This is a genomic window from Streptococcus sp. HMSC063B03, from assembly GCF_001836965.1.
Classification (GTDB): domain Bacteria; phylum Bacillota; class Bacilli; order Lactobacillales; family Streptococcaceae; genus Streptococcus; species Streptococcus pneumoniae_F.
The window spans coordinates 122,093-145,380 of record NZ_KV831050.1 but is presented as its reverse complement, the minus strand read 5'-3'; the positions used below and the strand labels follow the sequence as shown (position 1 = coordinate 145,380).

At 39.5% G+C, this 23,288-nt stretch carries 19 protein-coding genes, 1 tRNA gene and 1 other RNA gene; 2 read left to right on the top strand and 19 right to left on the bottom strand.

Annotated elements, in window-relative coordinates:
• Positions 1–33 precede the first annotated feature (33 nt).
• The 12 genes from HMPREF2628_RS06995 to HMPREF2628_RS06935 form a co-directional block, all read right to left on the bottom strand.
• Complete coding sequence (locus tag HMPREF2628_RS06995) at positions 34–717, bottom strand: DUF4391 domain-containing protein (RefSeq protein ID WP_070842738.1); 684 nt, start codon at positions 715–717, stop codon at positions 34–36.
• Positions 710–3,967, bottom strand: a complete 3,258-nt coding sequence (locus HMPREF2628_RS06990; protein ID WP_070842737.1) for a helicase-related protein — start codon at positions 3,965–3,967, stop codon at positions 710–712. Before HMPREF2628_RS06990 ends, HMPREF2628_RS06995 begins: the two co-directional genes overlap by 8 nt.
• Positions 3,968–4,186: 219 nt before the next feature.
• Positions 4,187–4,945 (bottom strand): CPBP family intramembrane glutamic endopeptidase, encoded by a 759-nt coding sequence (locus HMPREF2628_RS06980; RefSeq protein ID WP_070842736.1) that lies wholly within the window; start codon positions 4,943–4,945, stop codon positions 4,187–4,189.
• 152 nt (positions 4,946–5,097) lie between these two features.
• A complete protein-coding gene (locus HMPREF2628_RS06975; RefSeq protein ID WP_070842735.1) occupies positions 5,098–5,994 on the bottom strand; it encodes a DMT family transporter in 897 nt (298 codons plus the stop codon).
• An 8-nt stretch (positions 5,995–6,002) separates the two neighbouring features.
• Positions 6,003–6,938: a serine hydrolase domain-containing protein gene (locus HMPREF2628_RS06970; protein ID WP_070842734.1), complete on the bottom strand. Its 936-nt coding sequence runs from the start codon at positions 6,936–6,938 to the stop codon at positions 6,003–6,005.
• Positions 6,935–7,660, bottom strand: a complete 726-nt coding sequence (locus HMPREF2628_RS06965) for a CppA N-terminal domain-containing protein (protein WP_070842733.1) — start codon at positions 7,658–7,660, stop codon at positions 6,935–6,937. Before HMPREF2628_RS06965 ends, HMPREF2628_RS06970 begins: the two co-directional genes overlap by 4 nt.
• 124 nt (positions 7,661–7,784) lie before the next feature.
• Positions 7,785–8,654: an aquaglyceroporin Gla gene (gene gla / locus HMPREF2628_RS06960; RefSeq protein WP_049551898.1), complete on the bottom strand. Its 870-nt coding sequence runs from the start codon at positions 8,652–8,654 to the stop codon at positions 7,785–7,787.
• Between the two features lie 158 nt (positions 8,655–8,812).
• Complete coding sequence (locus HMPREF2628_RS06955) at positions 8,813–9,979, bottom strand: ATP-grasp domain-containing protein (RefSeq protein ID WP_070842732.1); 1,167 nt, start codon at positions 9,977–9,979, stop codon at positions 8,813–8,815.
• A 12-nt stretch (positions 9,980–9,991) separates the two neighbouring features.
• A complete protein-coding gene (locus HMPREF2628_RS06950) occupies positions 9,992–10,732 on the bottom strand; it encodes an esterase family protein (RefSeq protein ID WP_000546802.1) in 741 nt (246 codons plus the stop codon).
• Between the two features lie 20 nt (positions 10,733–10,752).
• Positions 10,753–11,577, bottom strand: a complete 825-nt coding sequence (locus HMPREF2628_RS06945) for an alpha/beta hydrolase (RefSeq protein WP_070478698.1) — start codon at positions 11,575–11,577, stop codon at positions 10,753–10,755.
• A gap of 136 nt (positions 11,578–11,713) precedes the next feature.
• A complete protein-coding gene (gene thiI, locus HMPREF2628_RS06940) occupies positions 11,714–12,928 on the bottom strand; it encodes a tRNA uracil 4-sulfurtransferase ThiI (RefSeq protein ID WP_070842731.1) in 1,215 nt (404 codons plus the stop codon).
• 8 nt (positions 12,929–12,936) lie between these two features.
• Entirely contained in the window at positions 12,937–14,079 is a 1,143-nt protein-coding gene (locus HMPREF2628_RS06935; protein ID WP_070842730.1) for a cysteine desulfurase family protein, read from the bottom strand.
• Positions 14,080–14,217: 138 nt separating this feature from the next.
• Here HMPREF2628_RS06935 and HMPREF2628_RS06930 point away from each other — a divergent pair, with 138 nt between their 5' ends.
• A complete protein-coding gene (locus HMPREF2628_RS06930) occupies positions 14,218–14,646 on the top strand; it encodes a DUF6556 family protein (protein ID WP_070842729.1) in 429 nt (142 codons plus the stop codon).
• 44 nt (positions 14,647–14,690) lie between these two features.
• Here HMPREF2628_RS06930 and HMPREF2628_RS06925 read toward each other — a convergent pair whose 3' ends face one another.
• The 4 genes from HMPREF2628_RS06925 to HMPREF2628_RS06910 all read right to left on the bottom strand — a co-directional run bounded on the left by HMPREF2628_RS06925 (position 14,691) and on the right by HMPREF2628_RS06910 (position 20,680).
• Positions 14,691–16,994 (bottom strand): DNA translocase FtsK, encoded by a 2,304-nt coding sequence (locus HMPREF2628_RS06925; RefSeq protein WP_083320539.1) that lies wholly within the window; start codon positions 16,992–16,994, stop codon positions 14,691–14,693.
• Positions 16,995–17,082: 88 nt separating this feature from the next.
• Positions 17,083–19,035, bottom strand: a complete 1,953-nt coding sequence (locus tag HMPREF2628_RS06920) for a fructose-specific PTS transporter subunit EIIC (RefSeq protein WP_070842727.1) — start codon at positions 19,033–19,035, stop codon at positions 17,083–17,085.
• Positions 19,032–19,943: a 1-phosphofructokinase gene (pfkB, locus tag HMPREF2628_RS06915; protein ID WP_070842726.1), complete on the bottom strand. Its 912-nt coding sequence runs from the start codon at positions 19,941–19,943 to the stop codon at positions 19,032–19,034. Before pfkB ends, HMPREF2628_RS06920 begins: the two co-directional genes overlap by 4 nt.
• Entirely contained in the window at positions 19,940–20,680 is a 741-nt protein-coding gene (locus tag HMPREF2628_RS06910; RefSeq protein ID WP_070842725.1) for a DeoR/GlpR family DNA-binding transcription regulator, read from the bottom strand. Before HMPREF2628_RS06910 ends, pfkB begins: the two co-directional genes overlap by 4 nt.
• 161 nt (positions 20,681–20,841) lie before the next feature.
• Here HMPREF2628_RS06910 and HMPREF2628_RS06905 point away from each other — a divergent pair.
• Positions 20,842–20,929: transfer RNA gene (locus tag HMPREF2628_RS06905), tRNA-Ser, on the top strand.
• Between the two features lie 78 nt (positions 20,930–21,007).
• On the opposite strand, the gene HMPREF2628_RS06900 is transcribed toward HMPREF2628_RS06905, so the two are convergent.
• The 3 genes from HMPREF2628_RS06900 to HMPREF2628_RS06890 form a co-directional block, all read right to left on the bottom strand.
• The gene (locus HMPREF2628_RS06900) at positions 21,008–22,342 is read right to left on the bottom strand and encodes an Nramp family divalent metal transporter (protein WP_000094599.1); all 1,335 of its coding nucleotides are present in this window, start codon (positions 22,340–22,342) and stop codon (positions 21,008–21,010) included.
• 305 nt (positions 22,343–22,647) lie between these two features.
• Positions 22,648–22,995, bottom strand: a transfer-messenger RNA (tmRNA) gene (gene ssrA, locus HMPREF2628_RS06895).
• Positions 22,996–23,056: 61 nt separating this feature from the next.
• The coding region (locus HMPREF2628_RS06890; protein WP_373879016.1) for a GDSL-type esterase/lipase family protein at positions 23,057–23,288 on the bottom strand (232 nt) is incomplete at its 5' end.

Below are 23,288 nucleotides of genomic sequence, written 5' to 3'. Positions count from 1 at the left end.
CAATTTCTGATTTTCCTTTGTCAAAATTTACAATCAATTTTGCTTCTTTAAATCTTCTATTTCTTTCAATGTAGCCTGATAGTCTCTTTTTATTTCCATTTGTTTTCTCATTGATTTTTCAGAATACATCTTTTTCTTTAGCTGCTGTGCCTTCTTATCTAATTTATCTAATTGGTCACTGAGTTCAATAGAGTTTCTAAGATTACTTGCTTCTAAAACTTGTAGCTCTTTCTTACCAGTTTCTTTTACAAGACTCTCATAAACATCATCTAAATCATTTCCCTCAAAGCCAATGCTTACATCATCATTCGTCCGAAAGCGACGGACAATCTTAAAGTGCTTGCCATCCTTTTCTTGACCCAAAGGCTCTTTATAATGAATAAGAAGTTCATCTCTACCTTGTGGATATTTTAATACAAAAGCTGTGTAAATCCCTAATCTTATATCTAGCTGTTCTAATAAAGTTAAGGAAACATCCATTTGTTCGAATTCTATTTCTAAAACCATGATTTGCTTCACTTTTTTTCCAGCAGGAATATTAGTGGTACTTGTATCAATCTGATGAGTAATTTGAATTTCTCTAATCTGTTCTCTAAAATCTTTCTTGTCTTTTGCAGATACATTAAGGTTATCAAAAAAATCACTATTGCCCTTTTTATGAGGCCGATATAGAATGTGAGGTTTTGATAAGGCTGTATAGGACGGAAATCTAATCATCAGAATCCCCTTTCATCAATATGAAGAAACAAATTAGCTCAAAATCATCCATTCCCTCAATGCTAGTATTCATCAAATCAACAGATCCAAAGTTAAATAGGGCATCCATCGTTGAAATCTGATCATGTTCCATTAGTTGATCGATTGCCTCTTGAAGCAATTCCGAATAAACAACCATTTCTTTACCATCTTTTGTTTGGCGATTGAACTTATCTACCACATTACTCAACGGTTTACTTTGCCCTCGACAAATGCTACTGAGGTGCTCCAATATTTTCTTGCTTTCAGAAGGGGATAACAGCAGTTCTCCATTTCTATTGATGTAGAGGATATAATATGGATGAAGCTGATTTTGATTATTTTTTCCTTTTACCTGATCTTTATTTTTTAGGACAAAAATGACACCTTCTGATTCTTTATTAGAGGCAGGTAAAATAGCTTGCAAACCTCTAGGAACTTTTTCTAACTCAGGATGTTCTTCCAAATACTTAAGAAGGTCTATACGATAATCTTCTAATCCTAAATCCATAATGGAAATACCATCATTCATCTCCTCTAGATCGACTACTTCATCTCTAAGACGTTCTAATTGTTTTCTTCGGTAATTATTATCCTCTATTTCTTCACTAGATAAAACATTATCATCTACTGTCGAAGTCAAGACAGAAATTTTCATCCTCGATTCAACCCTAGACTTGAGATCGATATACTCATCTAACTCAAGATTTGGCCAAAAGTTAACTAATTGAATGTATTTATTTTGACTACCAATTCGATCCACACGACCAAATCGTTGAACAATACGGACAGGATTCCAGTGGATATCGTAATTGACCATCATATCTGCATCTTGTAAGTTTTGACCTTCGGAAATCACATCTGTTGCAATTAAAAGATCAATCTCACTCTCATCACCAGGAAACAGAACATCACGAGATTTTGATTTAGGAGAAAAATAAGTTAATAAAGAATTGAGGTCTTTATTTTTAGTTTCCAAAGTTGTTGCAAAACCTTTTGTACCTGAAATCTGAGCAGTGTAGAGACCATACTTATCCAAGACATACTGGCTAATATGTTTATAAAGGTAGTTCGTTGTTGTCGCAAATGCAGAGAAAATAATCAACTTTTTATTGCCAACATTGATTGGATTTGTTAGTTTCTCATCTATCAAGGTAAAAAGAGTCTGAAGTTTTTGGTCTTCTTGTGGCGTTATTTTACTGATTAGATTTTCTAGCTCTGTCAATACTGCAAAATCTTGTTCTAACTCGACCTTCCAACTACGATAATCCATATCTTGTAAAGCAATACGATTTTTCTTACCAATAGAGAACTCGAAATTACTATCTTCCAAATCAAAATCATCTTCATCAAGATGAGAATCAAGAGATAAATGATCCAATCCTGTTAATTCATATTCCTCGATAGCCTTTAAGGTCTTTTCTACATAATCTTTTACAACGTCTATTAAAGTATATCGAAAAGCTGCCACAGAACTTTCTAAACGTTTGAGCAGGTTAATCATCATCAGTTTTTTGATACCAGACTCACGGCCAAACTGAGTTAAATTCCCCATTATCCCTTCTTTACTTTTATCGTATTTAGCTCTCTTGGATGGGTAAATATGTATTGATGGTTGATAGATAGTCAACTGAAGTTTATCAAGTAAGTGATATAATTTTTTATAGGTAATTCCAAGATTTGAAACCGTTAAATCAGGTTCAAAATTAAGTGGTTTTAAGCGCTGTGGAAATTCTCCAATCTCTTCTCTATCATAAAATTCCCGAATATGTTTTCTACTTCTGGCTATCGTTACACTATCTAGTACTTTAAAGAAATCAAAATCTAATGTAGATAACAGTTTATCTGTTGTTCTCTCTTCTGCAGGTAGGTCAGCCCACTTATTATAAGCAGATTGAGCGTTTCTGAAAATATCATTTATAGATGATTTTGTTTCTAATTTACTATCAATTTGATCCGTATCTCCTTCATAGGCTAGAGCAATTTGATTTTTCAAATCATTAAAGCGATTATTAACAGGTGTAGCTGATAGCATGAGTACCTTTGTAGGAACACCAGACTTTATGATTCGATTCATTAAACGGCTGTATCGATTTTCTCTCCCCTCAGATAAGTCATTTTCGCTAGAGCCTCCATTTCTAAAATTATGGGACTCATCAATGACAACCAAATCATAAGTATGCCAATTATTTAAGGACAGATCAATTCCATTAGAGTGTCCTTTATCTCTACTGAGGTCTGTATGATAAAGCACGTCATAAAGCAAATGTCTATCATAAATTGGATTATTTACATAATCATGACGATACATATTCCAGTTATTTTCTAACTTTTTAGGACAAAGTACTAAAATACGTTTGCCTCGATAAGCATAATAAGTCATGACCGCTAAAGCTGTATAAGTCTTACCAAGACCAACTGAATCCGCTAGAATACATCCATTAAATTTTTCTAATTTAGAAATGATAGATTTTACTGCATCCTTTTGGAAATCATATAACAGCCCCCAAATTTTACTTTCTTTATAGCCAACCCCTTCATTGGGTAAAAAATCTTCATTGATATCTTCTAAAAATTCACTAAATAAATTATATAGCATCACATAGTAAATGAACTCAGGAGAATGTTCTTTGTGAGCTAGGTTTAAATTCTCCAAAAACTCTTCTGTAACATCACGAAAATAATCATCTTCTTCCCAGAGATTATCAAATTCATCTAAATAATTTAAACTAAGTGGTGCATGATAGAGGTTTCTACTCATTTTAAATAGAGAAGCTTCATATCCTAATTCTTTGCGATCAAAGTTTTTCAAACGATCTACTGCCACTACATCATCCGAATTTTCAATTCGAATACCATTTGGCATTTCATCTGTTTCAATATTAATCGATTTGAACTGCGCTTTTCTTCGGATCCAATCAGCACATTCACGAGCAATTGCTTTTTGGGTCAGCTCATTCATCAATTTCAGTTCATACTTTCCACCAAAAATCGATTGTTCCCGTTCTTTTTTGGGTATCGTATATTCACGGAAATCTGTTTTGGTTTCATCTGTTATAAAAGTCGGATTTGTGAAAATAAATTTTAACTCTTCAATATTCTCCAATTCCTCTTTCAACTGCTGATAAGCAAACATAGAAAAGGTTGCTGCTGCAATCTTGACTCGACTCTCTGATTTCAATTCTTTCTTTAACTCATCTCCAAGACGAATTGATCGATTATCAATTTCCATAATTCCTCCCTGTTAGACTATTTCTACTATTATATCATTCTTTGCAAATTCAAAATAGACCTTTTTCTTCTTTCTAAAAAGAGACTGGACAAAAAGCTTTAAAATCAAAAACACATAATATCAGATGTTGAAAAAACTTGATACTATGCGTTTTATTGTGGGAAGATTTACTTCATTTTCTACTAAAATTGAGTTTTTACCCAGCCTCTTTTCTGATTCTTAAGTCCCCCAAGCAACCAATAGATAGATCAGGCTAGAACCAAACATATCTGCTAAAGCATGCATGAGAAAGAATGGAAGGAGATTTTTAATTTTATATTTGTATAAGAAATAATAGAATAAGCCATAAACTACACCGATTACCAAAGCCCATACTAATCCTTGATAGGTGTGGAAGGAAATACGAATACTAGTAGAATAAAGCAAAACCAACCACTTATGTTTTTCCTTCACTGAAGTCAACAAACCTAGAAAGAAAAACTCTTCATAAAATCCATTAAGCAAGGCATAGGCAATCGCTATCGGGCTGAGAGCTAAAAACTTCCCTATTATTTGCGTGAAATCTATATAGGCAAAAAGGTCTGGATTAAAGTAATTATATTTACCAGTGAGAGTTGTAACCAAGTCTCCAAACAGTCCCACTAAAGCAAATATAAATGGAACCCAAAAGATAATGGACCAATTCCAGCGAATAGGAAGCTGTTTAAAATCATAGTTTCGAATCAAAAGATAGAGTAAGGTCACAGTCAGTAATATAGCTTGCAGGGTAAAATTACTAAAATAAGCAGCACCTTCGCTTGCAGCCTGTCTAACTGTCCCTACTGTACTTGATACACCCGTTGGAAACGTATTTGCTAAAAATAGCTCGGTTGAACGAATTATAAACTGACCAAACATTATGATCGTAATAATCACAATATCAAACCATCTCAAGTATTTTAGAGGTTTAGATGGATGTATTTTTTTTAAAATATTCATATTTTCTCCAGGTATTCTATACTCATATAAATATTTTAAGAAAAAAGGCTTAAACTTTTATAAAATTTCATTAATTCATTTAGATTTAAAGACGTTTACTAGTAAAAATAACCCCTCTTTAAGAGTGGTTATCATCTACTTTCATTTTTTGTTTATTTCTCTAACAATAAATCTTTCAAAGAAATCAGAGTTACTGCAATTAAAATCATTGCCATACCAAGAAAATCAATGGGATAAAATTGTTCATTCATAATTAGGAAGGCAAAGAAAACCGCCGAAATTGGCTCAATTGAAGCCAACAAGCTTGACTTGACCGGTCCAATCAAACTGGCTCCTTTTAAGAAGGCTGTATAGGCAAAGACAGTCCCGATAAGAATAATGCCCGCAAAAGCAAGAAGAAAATCAAGACTTGTTGGGATAGTAGTCTGTAGAACTCCTGTAAAAGGAAGGGCGACCAAACCTGCTATGACCATTCCCACACCAATAACCAAACTACTCCCCCACTTCTTAATCACGGCTATGGGCAAAATGATATAAAGTGCATAAGTTAGTGCAGAAAAGAGACCCCAAAACAGGCCTGCAGGTGTCATGGATAACTGGTCCAACTGTCCATGAGTGGCGATCAGGAAGGTTCCTCCGATGGCTAATATGATAGAAACAATCTCTCCCAGTGTCGGTGCCACCTTATCCTTGATACAGCTATAAATCAAAATTCCAACAGGACAAACATACTGAAGCACAGTCGCTGTTCCTGCATTGGTCTCCTGAATAGCAGTTAGATAGGCGAATTGGTTGAGGAAGAGACCAATTAGAGCAAAAATGAGAAGAGACAGCAAACTCTTTCTATCCTTTAAAAAGGCCAGCATTTTATCCTTTGCAGTAGCATAAGCCAAGAGCATGAGAATTCCACCAGCGATTAAAAGACGCAAGTTGGTCAAGACTAGAGCCGAAATTCCGTGTGCCATCAGGTATTGGCCACTCGTTCCTGACAAGCCCCAAGCAATCCCAGCCACAACTGTTAATAGAGTCCCTTTTAAACTGTTTGACATGTCTCTCCTTACTCTTCTTTGCGAATCAAGTCCATCACTTGATTGCGGTCTACAATCCATTGAGCCCTCTCATCCTTTTCATAGGTACGATTCGATAGGAAAATGACCGCTTCTTGATTCTGCCGGTTCCACATGATAAAGGTACCTGTATAGCCCGTATGGTCTAGCCAATCTCCTTCCAAATTCCATGCCAAAGAACGTTCCTTGTCATCCAAAGGAGAAAAATTTTGACTCAAATCTCTTGCAAAATCATCTGCTAAATAGTGTTCTAAAAAGATTTGTAAATCCTTTACAGTCGAAAACAAACCAGCACTACCTGCATGTCTGCCTAGGAGGCGAGCCTTGGGATCATGTACCAGACCTGCCTCGATACCTCTAACTGTTGGAACAGCAAGCTCAACAGGTCCAAATTGGGTTGCCGTCATTCCCCAAAGATTCCAGACTTGTTCTTGTAAAATCACATCCAAATCTTGATTAAAGATTCTTTCCAAGATAAAACCCAACAACAAAAAATGGACATCCGAATAAAGAAAGGCTGGCTGGTTTCGTCTATTGAGATGAAACATCGCTTCCTTTAATTCTGAATCTATTAAAAGATCACGATTGGGAATAAACGGATCAAGGTCTGTAGCGTGAGTTAAGAGCTGACGAATAGTGATGTCTGGATAATCACTTTCAGGTAAAAAATCGGTTACCGGTCTGTCAATATCTAATTGACCTTTTTCCCACAAGAAGGTAAAAACGGTACCAACCCCAACAACCTTGCTGACACTAGCTAGGTCATAAACCAGTCCTGGCTCAGTATCCAAGCCATGCTCCGGGTCACTCTGTCCTAAATAGAACTCCGCCCATTTATTGCCCTTAAAATACGCAAAAGAGGCTCCGGGATAAATCCCTGCCTCGATTTGTTCTTCTATTTTTTTAATAATCTTGGTCCACTTCATACTTCTTCAAACCACAATTCAACATTATTTCTATCTTTACCAAGGAAGAATTTTTCAGACTTAGGAATAAAATATTCGGTAGAATCAAACTTCTGGCGAAGACTTTCTATATCTAGTTCATTGACCAAGAACTTGAGCATAGATAAGTCCCAAGTAACCGAATTGTCCACAGTCAAATCCTGCCCCTCAGCTGGGATAAAACCAAGTGATGTCCCAACTTCAGATGATTCCAAATAACTTTCGATATCAGTTGGGAGGTGTAATTCCATGGAAATCTCAAATTTACTTAAAGAAATTGAGTCCAAATCTGTTTGAAATTCAGGTTTTTCTCCTACTTCTACTAGACTTTCTCTATCATCTTCTGCATGAATCAAAACCAAATCATCTTCTGGAGAGTAAATTTCAAAAGCGTAGCCATTTTGACCTTTATATAATCGATGAATCGAATCTGTTTTAGATAAGAGTCCTTCAATTTCCAAGGGATTTTCCACCTTGACAACCAATCTAGCCAGCTTTTTTCTTCCCTCTACCTTACGAGTGCGCATACTGGGAGCTTCTTCTAAAACCAGCTTTTCTAAACCTGTTTGATCACCTAGTGATAGAAAGGCTGATTCTTCTAACAAGGCCTTCATGCCAAGGGTTTCAATATAAAATGTTTCATTTAATTTTCTATTATTAACTTTTAAAGTAGGAATAATCCGTACAATCTGATTTACATTCATAAATTCCTCCAACTCTTTTATTTTAAAGGATTTTAGAATTTTTTACAAGATATTATGCTCAAATTTACCGATTTTTCGTAAAAATTTCATCTAAAAAACCGAGGATTGCCCCGGTTTCAATTTCTTATAGGTAAAGGAATTTGAAGATAGCTACTGCCGCAATTGCTGCTGCGATCGGTGCTACTACTGGTACCCAAGAGTACCACCATTTTGAATCACCTTTGTGCTCACCAAGAACTGATTTTGGAAGGAAAGCATGAAGGAGACGTGGCCCCAAGTCACGGGCTGGGTTCAAGGCAGGTCCTGTAGGTCCACCAAGTGATGTTACCAAGGCCATAACAAGGAATCCAAGTGCCAAGTGAGCAATTCCAAGACCTGAAGCTGTATGAGGTGCTGTTTGAGCTTTAATTGCTAAATCAGAGAAATCAACTGTTTGACCTGCTTGACTAGCCATTTGTTTCATGTATTGAAGAACCTCAGCACCAAAGAAGTTTTTAGTTAATCCAAGAGCTGCAAAGAACAGAACAAATGAACCGATAAACTCGTTTACAAAACCATTAACGGTTGCTGCGAAATGTGATTCTTTTGTACCATTATCCAAACTTGAAATGGTTGAGAAAGTACCCAAGATGTTGTTTGGATTTTCAGTTTTCAAGTAATATGGGCGGTGTGTTGCCACAACCAATGCTTGACCAAAGATAGCACCCAAAACTTGTGCGATGATATAAGGCGCTACTTGTGCCCAAGGGAAGAGACCGCTGATCGCAAGTCCAAGAGTGAAGGCTGGGTTAATGTGGTTACCTGATACGTTACCAAACATCAAAGCTGGAATCATAACCCCCATACCGTAACCAACAGCAATAACGATCCAGCCACTTTGGTGACCTTTCGTACCTTTAAGTTCAACGTTGGCAACTGCACCATTTCCAAGAATGATCAAAATAGCAGTTCCCAAAAATTCAGTGGCATATTTAATTGCCCATGTGAAATCCATTTGATAGATTCTCCTTAAAATTTTTTAGACAATCCTTATTCTATCAATTTTTATATCTTTTAGCAACAGGTTTTCTAAAAGAATACACGAGAAAGCGATTTCATTTATTATAAAAAACAAAAGGATTAAGGGAATCCATTTCCTTAATCCGAGAGTTCTTATTCTTGACGTTGTCCGAAATCTGCAATCATTTGCTCCATTTCTTGTCGACTCGGAGTTGTCAGCATATAAAGGTAATCTCCTTGAAGTTCCGCAAAGGCCGTTGGCATGATTTTTTTAACCTTGAACTGATGGCTATATTTGCCAAGCAAGTCCTCCTCAGAATAGACATAATGAGCATTTGCACGACGTGATGTAGCCAAACAATACTGAGGTTCAAACTCTGACGCTGGGAACTCTTCTCCTGCGACAATGGATGCATATCCACGATAGAGGTCCAAGGAATGGGCAAAGTTATAAACATCGATAGTGAAACCACCTGCAGGGCGGTTATTGTACTCAATGGCGATGTAATCATCCCCTTCGCGGAAAAACTCAATATGGAAGAACCGTTCTTTCATACCAAATTCTTTGACAATTGCCTCTCCATATTTACGTAATTTAGGATCCATATCCTTAAGCACATAGTAGGAATTGTCCATCTTATAAATCATGAGATCAAGTGGTGTATGGGCATAATCGAAAGTCGTTGAAAAGACGATATTGCCATCCTTATCCACAAGACCATCAAAGGTACAGATTTCACTGGAAGTGACAAATTTTTCAAAGAAATAAACGGTCGAATGGTCCCATTCTTGCTTGAAGTGATTGATATCGTCTTCTGTTTCAAGCTTAAAGGTCGCGGCTGCTCCCACTCCATTATCAGGTTTTGCAATCATTGGAAGGCCGATTTCTCTCACAGCTTGATCAACATCTTCTTCCGTCTTGATAACAGCTCCAGGTACCACAGGGACACCTGCTTTTTTGAAAAGTTTCTTCATTTCAGACTTAAATTTAGTCTTTTTAAGGTCTTCTGGTTTGGCACCAAAAACATTGAATTGTTCTCTGAGTGCTGCGTCTAGCTCAAGCCAATATTCATTGTGAGACTCGATGCGGTCAATTGGGCCATGTTTATAAAAGAGAAAAGCAACTGCACGTTTGACTTCGTCTATGTTCTCAAGATTATCAACGCGGAAATACTCAGTCAGGCTATTGCGCAAGGACTCATCCAATTGCTCATAAGGCTCTTGACCAATTCCCAAGACTGTGATGCCTTTATTAGCTAGTTCGATGGTAAACTGTTGAAAGTTTTGTGGATAGTAGGGAGAAATAACAAGGTAATTCATAGGTAACTCCTTTTATAAATAGAGATTGCCAAGGAAATAAGGCATTTGTTTGCGCCACCATTCCCAGTCATGGGCGACATCGTGCCCCCATTCAGCAAACCAGGCTGGAATTTGTTTCTGGTCAAAGGCTTCTTTGAGCTTGTAGAAAGATGGTAGACCGTCTTGTTCCCAGGCACCGAGACCCGTACAAAGCACAATCTCTGCCTGACGATAACGGTCAATAAACCAGCCGTCGTTCTGGTTCCAGATATAATCTACTGGCGAGTTTTGGTAAATAGCATCGTCATTGTAGTAATCGCCGACAAAGAAACGTGCATCGTAAACACCACTAAGAGCAATTACTTTGGTAAAGACATCTGGATGCTGGAGGAAGAAATTGACAGCATGGTAGGCGCCCATCGAGCAACCTGTCGTCATCATGCCATCAAACCAACCTGTCTTATGCTTGATAAAAGGAATGGCCTCCTCAATCACATAGCGTTCGTAGGCACGGTGCATCTCCGCTTGGTCGTGACCGTTTTTCCAAGTGGCCAACCAGCTCTCACTATCTACACTGGATAGGGTAAAGAACTGGACACGGCCTTCCTCGATAAAGGAAGCACAGGCATCAATCATGCCAAAATCATAGTATTCGTTGTGACTACCACCTGATGAAGCAAAGACCACAACTGGAATCCCAGCATGTCCATAACGATTAAGGTACATTTCACGGTTGAGGTGACCACTCCAGTGGCTAAGGTTTTCAATATGCATTGGCTTTCTCCTTTCCTAACTTACCATTTCTCTGCAAAAAATCTCAGACAGTCTGGTAAATTCTCCGACCAAGGGATTTCACTATGGATGGCACCAGACTGAACTTTCAGGACAAGATTATCCAGATGAACTCCCCCTGCTATCAAATCATGGTAATAGCGAAGCGACGAGTCAATATAGGCTTGCTTGATATTACCAGCCATCAGGGTCTTGTCTGTATCATCTGCTTCTTCTGTTCCAACATAGATAAAGATACGATGGTCAGACGATAGTTTCTTGCGTTCAATATAGCGATTAAAGGCTTCTTGGTGGAGCCAGTTAGCAGATGAAAAGACCCCTAGACAACCAATTTGGTCTTGGTATTCCAAACCGATAAACTGGGTAATATTGCCTCCTAGTGAAGACCCAATCATAGCCGTATGCTGGCGGTCAGCTTTGGTACGGTAGGTCTCATCAATAAAAGGTTTGACCACCTCCATGACAAACTCAGAATATTCCACACCCTTACCGCCAAACTGCTGCCCTGGAATAGGAGATTCTTGAAACTTCCAAGCTGCGTACTCATTCATCCGTCCCATACCATCATTGTCAATAGCAACGACAATCATGCGACTGATATCAGGATTACGCTTAATAGCTGGGATAATCTTCCATGAATGGCCAATGAAAGACTCCTTGCTATAAAAAACATTTTGCCCATCATGAAAGTAAACAACAGGATAGGAACGATCCGTGTCTTTCTCATAATCTTTAGGCAAAAGAACACGTACACGGCGTTCCTTACCTGTATAAGGAACCTTGAGTTTGTGTTCTTTCATTTTTAAATAAAAGTAGGATTGATTCATTGTCAGAAAACTCTCTATATTCAAAATTTTATTTTATTATATCACATTTATAGAAAAAAAGTTAGTTTTGCTTCCGTTTTTGGAATTAAAAACTAACTTTTTCATTTATTTTTCTAAATTCTTCTGGATTTTCTGATTAGAGAAGATTGTCAATCAAGTCATCCACTTCATCTTTTTCAGCCTGCGGTGTAATCTCAGTAATCATGATTCCAGCCACAGCTCGCTCAACTAAACCTTCAACATCCATGCGAGTTTCATACTGCTCCGCATTCTTAATCTTAGGATTTGTTTTCGGACGATCTGGCGCAAAAATGGTACAGCAGTCTTCAAACGGTTGGATTGAAATGTCAAAGGTATCAATTTCCTGAGCAATGTCAATGATTTCCAACTTATCCATTGTCACAACTGGACGGATGATGGGAGTGTTGGTAACCGCATTAATAGCCTGCATGCTTTCAAGGGTTTGGCTGGCTACTTGACCTAGACTCTCCCCATTGATGATAACTAAACCATTTCGTACCTCACGAATACGGTCAGTAATCCGCATCATAAAGCGACGAGTTAGAGTCATCAAATAAGCCTCTGGCGCCTTAGCCTTGATTTCCTCTTGAATCTCAGTGAAAGGTACTTCGATAAACTGGATATTTCCCCCGAACTTGGTTAATTTACGGGTCAAATCTTGGGCTTTTTTAAGAGCACCAGGACTCGTGTATGGTGGGCTGGCAAAATGAACAGCCTCAATATCCACTCCACGTTTCAAAGCAAGATAACCTGCTACAGGTGAGTCAATCCCTCCTGACAACATAAGCATCCCTTTACCTGAAGTTCCAACTGGCAAACCACCAGCCCCACGAATGGTTTCATAAGAAAGATAGGCTGCTTCTTCACGAATCTCCACTTGGAGATTGATATCAGGACTTTTCATTTGAGCTTGTACGTTTGGAATGGCTTCAAATACAGCCCCTCCAAGTGTTTGATTGAGTTCACGGCTATCCAACTCAAAGTTGTGGTCACTACGCTTGCTAGAGATTTTAAAAGTCATGCCGTCCTTGTAGATGTCCTGCATAATCTCTTGGACAGCAGACTTCAGAACCTCTACAGATTTTTCAACCTTATAAACAGGGGAAAAATTTTGAATACCAAATACTTGTTTGAGGGATTCTGCTACTGCTGTGTAATCTGCTCCATTGAGGTAAGCATGGGCACGGTCGCGATCTGCCGTTACCTTAACTTGGGGATAGATGGACAAAACGTCTGAAATATTATTGCGAAGTTTATTGATGAAACGCATACGGTTTTTGCCCTTGGTTGACAATTCTCCATAGCGAATCATAATTTCTGAATATTGCATGAATGCTCCTATCTTACTTTTCTAGTTTGATTGTAAATCAATTTTAACTTGGTCAAAAACTGCTCGACCTGACTCATATCATTTTCAAGGTCTAGGCTAAGACGCACAGCTGACTGGGCCTTATCCTTGTCGACTCCCATAGCTATCAAGGTTCCAGCTGGTTTCCCTGCCTTGGACGAACAAGCAGAGGTCGTTGAGATGAAAATATCATAGTCTTCAAAGGCGTGAACGATGACTTCACCACGAACACCCTTGATTCCAAAAGTCAGGATATGAGGGGCAAAGTCTTCCTCATCTGAGAAGATAAAAATATCTGGATAGTCCAGAAGGGCTTGACGAATTACTGACTTCATCTGGCCAGTCTTGCCAGTAAAGAAATCTAGCTTTTCCATGGACAAACGAAGAGCCTTGGCTGTCGCTGCAATCCCTGCCACATTTTCAGTTGTTGAACGATAATCACGCTCCTGACCACCACCAGTTAAAAGAGGCGTAATCTTCTTGCCAGACTTGATATAAACAAATCCAACCCCTCGAATTCCGTGAAACTTGTGACTAGAGAAAGTTGCAAAATCCACTCGTTCTGTCAGATACTTTTCAGTCGGAATTTTAGCAAGTGCCTGAACCGCATCAACATGGAAGGAAATAGTCGGCTTGTCTGCTAACAGTTCTGAAATAGCCTCAATGGGCTGAACAGAGCCGATTTCGTTGTTAACTGCCATGATGGAAACGAGGGTCGTATCAGGTCTTATCAAATCTGCTAGCGCCTCAACATCCACAAATCCTTTCTCATCAACTGGAGCAAAATCCACTTCAAATCCTTGACTTTTCAACCAGAGAGCTGACTCTTTGACTGCCGGATGTTCAATGGCTGATACGATGATGTGCTTTCCAAACTGAGCCTTTTCAAAGGCCACACCCTTGATGACCCAGTTATCTCCTTCTGTCCCACCAGAAGTAAAGAAGATTTCATCGCTTTTCTTACCGATTAAATCTGCAATCTGTTGGCGAGAAGCATCTAAGATTCGTGTTGCCTGGTCTCCCAAACGATGGAGACTAGATGGATTTCCTAAAATTTTTGAAGCCACCTGCATATAAGTTTCAAGGGCTTCAGGATAAGGCTTAGTCGTCGCCGAATTATCAAAGTAAATCATGTTTTCTCACGCTTTCTAAAATCACTTCTTCTATTGTATCATGAAACGGAGCTTGCGACAAGAAAGGGCAATTCCTCTTTTTTTAAGATTTTTTTAAAGAAATGCGGTATAATAAATTTTAGTTAAAGGAGAGAATGTATGTCTAATTATCGTAGAACTTCAAAACCAAAAACAGAACACATCAAAAAAGGCTTTACGGTCTTTCAAAAAACCGTTGCTACTATCGGTAGTATTCTCGGCTTAATTACCGCAAGTATCACTATCATGAACGCCTTGGATAATAACAAAAATACTAAAAAAGAACCTACGACAAGCCAGACGACAACAATTGTCAAAGAAATTCAAAAGGAATCCCCTCAGGAAAACACTAGTCCTAATAAGGAAAATAACACTTCTCAAGAAAAACCACAACAAGAAGAAACACCAAAATCCAGCGTCAAGGAAGAGAAAAAAGAAGAGCAGAAAGCAGCAACTCAGGAATCTACTACTCCTGCTCCAAGTAAATCTACTACTGAAAATGAAAAACAGTCCAATACTCCAAATTCAGAAAATAATACCAATCAATAGCCAGTAAAATAGCTTCCTTCCAAACTTGGAAAGAAGCTATTTTTTTATTGTTGCAATACTTTTCTTGGTTTGGTACCTTCAGCTGGACCAATGACACCTGCCATTTCGAGTTCTTCCATAAGGCGGGTCGCACGGTTAAATCCAACTGATAAACGACGCTGAATCATGGACGCACTAGCTTTCTGGGTCTCAATGACCAAAGCTTTGGCTTCTTCAAAAAGCGGATCTCCACCAGTTTCACCATCTGAAAATTCACCTTCATTTTCAGAAACCTCACCTGGATCAAAACTCTCATCGTAGTCCGCATCAGCCTGAGCCTTGATGAAGTTTACGATGCGCTCGACATCATCATCCGAGATAAAGGAGCCTTGGAGACGAACTGGATGATTTTCATCAATCGGTTTAAAGAGCATGTCACCTCGACCAAGCAGTTTTTCAGCTCCATTTTCATCCAAGATAGTACGGGAGTCTGTCCCTGATGAAACTGCGAAAGCGACACGAGATGGGACATTGGCCTTGATCAAACCAGAAATGACATCAACCGATGGGCGCTGAGTTGCAAGAATCATGTGGATACCTGCAGCACGCGCCTTCTGTCCCAAACGGATAATGGCATCTTCTACTTCCTTGCTGGCAACCATCATGAGGTCAGCCAACTCATCCACAATCACGACAATGAGCGGTAGCGGAACCTGCTTGTACTCAGACTGGGCATTGAACTCTTCTACCTTGGCATTAAAACCTGCAATATTCCGAACTCCCACCTTGGCAAAGAGTTCATAACGATTTTCCATTTCATCCACGACCTTTTGCAAAGCCTTGCTAGCCTTACGTGGATTGGTCACAACTGGAATCAAGAGGTGGGGAATATCATTGTAAACAGACAACTCAACCATCTTAGGGTCCACCATCATAAACTTGACCTGGTCGGGTCTTGCTTTCATCAGAATGCTAGCGATAATGCCATTAACAGCTACTGACTTCCCTGATCCCGTTGAACCTGCGACAAGCAAGTGGGGCATCTTGGAGAGGTCAAATGCTCTTGCGGTTCCATTAACAGCCTTCCCTAAAGGAATTTCCAAGAGATTTTCTGCTTTCGTTTGAGATTGTTCCCATAGTTCTCGGAAAGAAACTGTCGCAATCTCAGAATTAGGTACTTCGATTCCCACTAAAGATTTCCCTGGGATAGGTGCTTCGATTCGGACATCCTTGGCCGCCAAGGCTAGAGCGAGGTCATCTGCGAGATTGGAGATGCGGTTGACCCTTACACCCACTGCTGGCTTGACTTCATACTTGGTCACTGATGGCCCAATTTCGGCCCGTTCAACTGTTACCTTGATACCAAAGCTAGCAAAGGTTTCTTCTAGAATTTTGATATTTTCTCGAACGATTTTCTTTTCTTTAGACTGATCCTTGGGTTTATCTGGGGCAAAGAGTTGTAAGCTTGGAAGTTTGTATTCAAGGGCCTCCTTAGCAGAAAAATCGACCTGTACGTCTTCATCATCAGAGCCATCTTCCTGTTCAGGGAATTCAAGTTCAGGTTGAGGAAGGATGATTTCTGGTTCTACCCACTCTTCATCTGGAAAAGGTGGAACGTCAAGTACAACATCTTCTGTCAAAATTTCACCTGTTTCCATATCAACAGGAGGCAAATCGAGTAAGGCTTTTTCAGCCTCTTCTTGTTCTAATCTAGCCTCTTGCTCAGCCTTTTGACGAGCTTTTTCTTCTTGTTTGACAAAGCGTTCCTCTTTTCGACGCTCATGCCCTTCCCGCCATTTGGCAAAGCCTCTACTGAAAAATTCAGCAATATCGTAAACAGACCAAGGACTGATTAGGAGAGCGCCTGCTAAAATCAAGATAGAACCAATAAAGTAAGTACCGATATTTGAAAAGAGAAAGGCGATTGGCATATAAAGAGCGACCCCAATCAAGCCACCTCCAGCAAAACTGGTCGTTCGAAAACCAGTCAGATCAGTCACAACCTGAGCCATGGTCCCTTTTAATACCGACTTATCCAAACCATATTTCCAAACTAAGTAGGCCTCAAAAATCAAGAGCAAACCTGCAAATATGGTGAAAAATCCAGATAAGAGTCCTTCCTGTTTTCGTATCCACTTGAAAAAGAAGAGGTAGAGCAGGATACCAAATATTGCCAGATAAGCTAGGCTACCCACCAGCAAGCGAATTAAATTGTAAAGGGTGATACCTGCAGCCCCTAAATTGAAGGCTGCGAAAATCAATAAGAGCGCGATTCCCAACGAAATCAACATTCGTTGAATAGCTTCTTTTCTTTCGAGTTCTGCTTTAGACGGTCTCCGTCTTGTTTTACTTGTATTCTTGTTTGCCATTCTTCTATTATACCATATTTCACAGGCATTTCGGAAAGAGAAAAAGACTGCACCAAACGGTCCAATCTTTTCATTTTCTATCTAAGTTTTATGCTTGTGGTTTGCGTAGGTAACCATAGACTACACCACTTACGATTGCTCCTACCAAGACAGAAACGAGGTAAAGGAGAGCATTTGAAGTAAGGGCAATCACGAAGATTCCTCCGTGTGGCGCCATGAGTTTAATACCAGTAAGACCAACGAGACCTCCTGCTACTGCTGAACCAAGGATAAAGCTTGGGATAGCACGAGCTGGGTCAGCGGCACCAAATGGAATCGCTCCCTCAGTGATAAATGACAAGCCCATGATGATGTTTGTCAAACCAGAGTTGCGTTCTTCCTTAGTAAATTTATCTTTGAAAAGAAGAGTTGCGACAAAGATTGCAAGTGGTGGCACCATTCCTCCAGCCATAACTGCTGCCATGGCTACAGAACCTCCTGAAGAAACAGTAGCGGCAAGCGTACCTGTACCAAAGACATAAGCCGCTTTGTTAACTGGTCCACCCATGTCAACAGCCATCATTCCACCAAGGACGATACCAAGAAGGACAGCTGAACCTCCTCCAAGACCACCTAGGAAGTCATTCATAGCAGTGTTGATTGCTGCCATTGGGATGTTAACAGCTAGCATAACAAATCCAGTCAAGATTGTTCCAAGAAGTGGCAAGAGAAGGATTGACTTAGCACCTTCAAGTGAACGAGGAACTTTAACGTATTTCTTAATAGCAAGTACTAAAGCACCTGCGATAAATCCACCAACAAGGGCACCTAGGAAACCAGATGAGACACCTGCAAGAGTTGAAGTTGCTTCACCACCTGCTGCATAAGGGATTTTACCAAAGGCAAAACCTTCTTTGGCAATAGCACCAGCTACGAAACCTGCAACCAAACCTGGTTTTTCAGCAATAGAGTAGGCAACATAACCTGCAAAGACTGGAAGCATCAAACCAAAGGCAGCTCCCCCAATTTTCATGAACATAGAAGCTAGTTCATGGTAAGAACCAAGATTTCCAAGGTTGTCATTTGGAACACCCAAAGCACCGTCAATCAAGAAGGCAAGGGCAATCATGATACCACCACCGATAACGAATGGCAACATTTGGGATACACCACTCATCAAGTGTTTGTAGAAGGCACCACCAAGGCTTTGTTTTTCGTTAGAGGCTGTTGCAGCTTTTGCACCATTAGCGGCACGGTAGACTTCCGCATCTCCTGAAAGAGCCAAGTTAATTAACTCTTCTGTCTTACGGATACCGTCAGCAACTGGACGATTGAGCAATGGTTTGCCATCGAAACGATCCATTTCAACGGCCTTGTCTGCTGCGATGATAACAGCTTTAGCCTTACGGATATCTTCTGCAGTTAGTTGATTTCCAACACCGCTGGCACCGTTGGTTTCAACCTTAATCCCAACACCCATTTCAGCAGCCACTTTTTGAAGAGCTTCTTGGGCCATGTAAGTGTGAGCAATACCTGTTGTACAAGCTGTAACAGCCACGATGAAGTCGGCAGATTCATTGGCAGGTGCTTGAACAGGCTCTTCAGTTTTTTCTGAAGCTTTGTCAAAAAGTTCAATGACTTGGTCAGCTGATGTTGCTTGACGAAGTTTGTCAGCAAAACCGTCTTTCATTAAGTATTGAGACAATTCTGCCAAGGCTGCCAAGTGAGTGTCATTGGCACCTTCTGGAGCCGCAATCATAAAGAAGAGGTCAGTTGCTTGTCCATCCAAGCTCTCATAGTCAACACCCTTGTTTGACTTAGCAAAGAGAACAGTCGCTTCTTTGACAGCAGCGTTTTTGCTGTGAGGCATAGCAATTCCGTCACCCAAACCAGTAGAAGTGAGAGCTTCACGCGCCAAAATGCCTTCTTTAAATGTTTCAAAATCTGTCACATAACCGTGCTCTGTCAAACTTTTAATCATCTCCTCGATGACAGCAGTTTTTTCAGTCGCCTGCAAATCCAGCAACATGACATCTTTTCTCAATAGGTCTTGAATTTTCATCGTTTTTCTACCTCAACTTTTTCATATGTTTCTTTAATAAATTCTGCTGTTGCCAAGTCATCCGAGAAGGTAGTTGCTGTTCCACAAGCAACTCCCCATTTGAAGGCTTCTACTGCATCTTTAGATTTGACAAATTCACCTGTAAATCCAGCGACCATAGAATCACCAGCCCCAACTGAATTTTTGACTGTCCCCTTAATAGGTTTTGCGAAGTAAGCTCCCTCAGATGTGACAAGAAGGGCACCGTCCCCAGCCATGGAGATAATGACGTTTTGAGCTCCTTTGGCCAGTAACTGACGAGCATAGCTCTCGATTTCATCTAAACTTTCGAGTTTCACTCCAAAAATCGCTCCAAGTTCATGATTGTTTGGTTTGACTAAAAGTGGCTGGTAGTCCAAACTATCAATCAAGGTCTGTCCTTCAAAGTCACAAACCACTTGCGCACCCGTCTGACGCGTCAAGGCAATTAAATCCTTGTAGATGACGTTGCCTAGATTTTTAGCACTTGAACCAGCAAAGACAACTGTATCTTCTGCAGTCAAACTAGACAAAATGGCTTTCAATTCTTCTAACTGGGCTGGTTCAACAGTTGGACCCGTTCCGTTGATTTCTGTCTCTCGGTCCGCTTTAATCTTGACATTGATACGAGTATCTTCTGCCACTTGGACAAATCGTGTCTCGATTGCTTCATCAGCCAAAGTATCTGTGATAAATTCACCAGTAAAACCTCCGATAAATCCAGTCGCTATATTTGGAATATCCAAGCGCTTCAAGACACGACTGACATTGATTCCTTTCCCACCAGCAAACTTATCATCACTATCCATTCGATTGACACTACCGACTTGGACTCGGTCCAAACGAACGATATAATCAATGGATGGATTGAGTGTGACTGTATAAATCATACTTCTATTACCTCCGTTTTCTCCTTAATAACCTGCAAGAGCTCATGCCCTTGACTTGTGATAACAATAGCTCGTTTGAGTGGTGCTACCTTGGCAAAGCAAGTTTGTCCAATTTTTGACGAATCCACCAAGACATAGGTCTGTTTGGCATTCTCTAAAATAGCACGCTTCACAGCCCCCTCCTCCATATCAGGAGTCGTATAATAGCCATCGTCCACACCATTCATCCCGATAAAGGCACGGTCAAAGTGCAATTGGTTAATCTGGTTAAGAGCAACGCCCCCGATGCTAGCATCTGTAGCCATCTTGACACTTCCTCCAACCATGACAGTTGGAATCTGCTTTTCAACCAACTGTGCGGCATGGTGAATCGAATTCGTCACAACAGTAATATTCTTATTGACCAATTCATGGATCAAAAAAGCAGTTGTTGTTCCAGCATCGATAAAGATGACATCTTGTTCCTTGATGAGAGAGGCAGCCTTCTGAGCTAACAACTTCTTCTCTTGAAGGTTTTTGACAGATTTTTCTTGAATGGTTTCTTCTTCCTGCAAGGAATGGGGCAATTCTGCTCCACCATGCACGCGACGAAGCTTGTTTTCCGCTTCCAACTCATCCAAATCTCTTCGAACCGTTGATTCTGACGTTTCTAACAAACTAACTAATTTTTCTAGAGAAACTACATGATGTTGATTTAACTCCTCTAGAATCAGTTGCTTCCGCTCTGTTTTTAACACTGAATCACCTCCTGTTATCGTTTACACTATTCATTCTATCACACTTTCTTTCAAAGTCAAGCATTTTTTATCATTTTCTTTCAAATTCTATCATTTTTCTTATTTCCAGAATTTTTATTGCAAGATAAGAGCCTTTATGGTAGACTATTTGAGTAAGTATTGGAAGATTACTCAAGAGGCTTAAGAGGCCGTGTTGGAAACGCGGTAGGCGTGTAACAGCGTGCGTGGGTTCGAATCCCATGTCTTCCGTTTATTTTAAAAAAGATACCCAAGAAATCTTGGGTATCTTTTTTCTTATATGCTTGTTTTATAACTCGGGTGAATTTCTTAGAAAATATCAAATAACAATTTCACATTGAGAATTGTTAAGATAATGGAAACGATATAGCCAAGGATGGTATTCCATTTGGCATTGGTAAATTCTCCCATCAGTGATTTCTTAGAAGTTAGATAAATCAGTGGGAAGATTGAAAATGGAAGAGCAATCGAAAGAAAGACTTGTGAATAAACCAATAACTGATCCAATGTTTTTTCCTGATGACCAAACAGAACCGCTACAATCATGACAGGCAACAAGGCAAAGAGACGAGTTGCCAAACGAATGAACCATTGAGGTAATCTCATATGCAAGAAACCTTCCATAACGATTTGTCCAGTCAAGGTACCCGTAATTGTCGAATTTTGACCACTGGCTAATAAAGCCAAGGCAAACAAGGTTGATAAGGTCGAGCTAGCTATAGCTCCTGCAATAGTAGAATCCTGCAAGGCATTATACATTTGAGAGAAGGCAGAAATCTCAGATGCATGGCCGAAAAAGAGAGCCGCCCCGAGAATTAATAGAAGGGAGTTAACCACAAAGGCCAAGGATAATTGGAGATTTGAATCCCAGGTCATAAAGCGCACCGCTTTTCGAACATCATCCTTGTCCTTGTGATTGATTTTCCGAGTTTGAGACAAGGAAGAATGCAAATAGAGGTTATGAGGCATAACCGTCGCACCTACAATCCCCAGAGCTAAAGTTAATTGACTTTCATGACCTGGCAAAGGACTCTCAAATAAGGTCGAATTGGGTAAATAACCCTCAACGATTCCTTGGAAGCTTGGATGTGACAAAGCTACCAGATAGGTAAAAATTGCTAGAATGGTTAAAATCAGTGTTGTCACAATAGCTTCAATCTTCTTAAAGCCAAATTTCATCAGAAGCAATAAGAGAAAAACATCCAACACGGTCAAGAGAATTGCTATCATAATCGGAATCTTAAAGAGAAGATTGAGAGCAATCGCTGAACCTAGAACTTCTGCCAGATCTGTCGCCATCAAGGCTAATTCTAAAATCACCCATAGACTATAACGAAGCCATTTAGGTGAATGATGAGCCGTTGCTTGAGCCAGGTCCATCTGTGTTACAATACCAAGCTTTCCTGCCATCTGCTGAAGTTGCATGGCAATGAGAGATGAAATCAAGATAACAAACAAGAGACTATACTTATAGGAAGCGCCACCGACTACACTGGTAATCCAGTTTCCTGGATCCATATAACCAACTGCGACAAGAGCACCCGGACCTAAAAAGGCCTTTAAATTTTGCCAGAAATGATTGTTATTTGGAGTATCGATAGATTGATTAATCTCAGAGAGTGACACTTTTTTATGAGAAGACATAGATACTTACCTCTTTCTAAACCTACTTTTTCATTATTTTCTATTAGAGAAAAATAAGATTGACTTTAAACTATTAAAACAATGAAAACTATATGAAAAACATTTAGTTTTTTCATTATTTTTCTTAAGGCACCTTAATTATAACAGAAAATATGATAAAAACTTAAGAAAATTCAGGACTTGATTTAATATTTAGGATACAACAAAATGTTGTATTCTTTTTTTGCAAAAGAATACCAAAGAATAAAATAAAAAACGTTGTAAAAACAACGTTTTAGAAAGATTTACAAAACAATGTAAATTATCAATGGAGCCGGTGGGAGTCGAACCCACGTCCAAACACCTGCTAACATATTTGTCTACAACCATAGGTTATGTATTGTTTTAACAATCCCTCGACACATAACTCAAGCCTAGGAACTGCGAGTCTATAAATCTCTTACCAAACTGCTAGACAAAGCTTGATCGTATCTCGCTAATAATAAGACCCATCATCAGACACGAGCAATCCAAATCGGGTCACGCCTGCTGGTTTTTAGGCAGCTAGAGCGTAAGAAGTGTTATTTTTTGCAGTTATATTTAACTGAGCGTTTACGTCGCCACACGAGTCGCAAAATATGCCTCATAATGCCTGTCGAATCCGTAACGACCCCAAAAGACAATAAAACCATTATACCTTATCTAAATCAAAAATGCAAAAAGGAAATCAACTAACTACAAAAGATAGTCTTTCAAAGCTTTGGTCAAAACATGATAACCGGGAACACTAAGGTGCAACCCATCAGTTGTATAATCTTTTTTGAGTTGACCTTCTTGGTCTATCAAACTATCAAAAACTGGCACAAATTCTACCTGCATATAGGCAGAAGCAAGCTCTTGATAGGCTTGATTCCATTTCTGAATTTTTTCATTCGTGCGGATATAGACTGTCTGCTTGTACTCCTCT

What these genes read in the sequence shown, in the direction of transcription:
- HMPREF2628_RS06995 (WP_070842738.1), bottom strand. Translation starts at nt 717, where the DNA reads ATGATTAGATTTCCGTCCTATACAGCCTTATCAAAACCTCACATTCTA.
- HMPREF2628_RS06990 (WP_070842737.1), bottom strand. Translation starts at nt 3,967, where the DNA reads ATGGAAATTGATAATCGATCAATTCGTCTTGGAGATGAGTTAAAGAAA.
- HMPREF2628_RS06980 (WP_070842736.1), bottom strand. Translation starts at nt 4,945, where the DNA reads ATGAATATTTTAAAAAAAATACATCCATCTAAACCTCTAAAATACTTG.
- HMPREF2628_RS06975 (WP_070842735.1), bottom strand. Translation starts at nt 5,994, where the DNA reads ATGTCAAACAGTTTAAAAGGGACTCTATTAACAGTTGTGGCTGGGATT.
- HMPREF2628_RS06970 (WP_070842734.1), bottom strand. Translation starts at nt 6,938, where the DNA reads ATGAAGTGGACCAAGATTATTAAAAAAATAGAAGAACAAATCGAGGCA.
- HMPREF2628_RS06965 (WP_070842733.1), bottom strand. Translation starts at nt 7,660, where the DNA reads ATGAATGTAAATCAGATTGTACGGATTATTCCTACTTTAAAAGTTAAT.
- gla (WP_049551898.1), bottom strand. Translation starts at nt 8,654, where the DNA reads ATGGATTTCACATGGGCAATTAAATATGCCACTGAATTTTTGGGAACT.
- HMPREF2628_RS06955 (WP_070842732.1), bottom strand. Translation starts at nt 9,979, where the DNA reads ATGAATTACCTTGTTATTTCTCCCTACTATCCACAAAACTTTCAACAG.
- HMPREF2628_RS06950 (WP_000546802.1), bottom strand. Translation starts at nt 10,732, where the DNA reads ATGCATATTGAAAACCTTAGCCACTGGAGTGGTCACCTCAACCGTGAA.
- HMPREF2628_RS06945 (WP_070478698.1), bottom strand. Translation starts at nt 11,577, where the DNA reads ATGAATCAATCCTACTTTTATTTAAAAATGAAAGAACACAAACTCAAG.
- thiI (WP_070842731.1), bottom strand. Translation starts at nt 12,928, where the DNA reads ATGCAATATTCAGAAATTATGATTCGCTATGGAGAATTGTCAACCAAG.
- HMPREF2628_RS06935 (WP_070842730.1), bottom strand. Translation starts at nt 14,079, where the DNA reads ATGATTTACTTTGATAATTCGGCGACGACTAAGCCTTATCCTGAAGCC.
- HMPREF2628_RS06930 (WP_070842729.1), top strand. Translation starts at nt 14,218, where the DNA reads ATGTCTAATTATCGTAGAACTTCAAAACCAAAAACAGAACACATCAAA.
- HMPREF2628_RS06925 (WP_083320539.1), bottom strand. Translation starts at nt 16,994, where the DNA reads ATGGCAAACAAGAATACAAGTAAAACAAGACGGAGACCGTCTAAAGCA.
- HMPREF2628_RS06920 (WP_070842727.1), bottom strand. Translation starts at nt 19,035, where the DNA reads ATGAAAATTCAAGACCTATTGAGAAAAGATGTCATGTTGCTGGATTTG.
- pfkB (WP_070842726.1), bottom strand. Translation starts at nt 19,943, where the DNA reads ATGATTTATACAGTCACACTCAATCCATCCATTGATTATATCGTTCGT.
- HMPREF2628_RS06900 (WP_000094599.1), bottom strand. Translation starts at nt 22,342, where the DNA reads ATGTCTTCTCATAAAAAAGTGTCACTCTCTGAGATTAATCAATCTATC.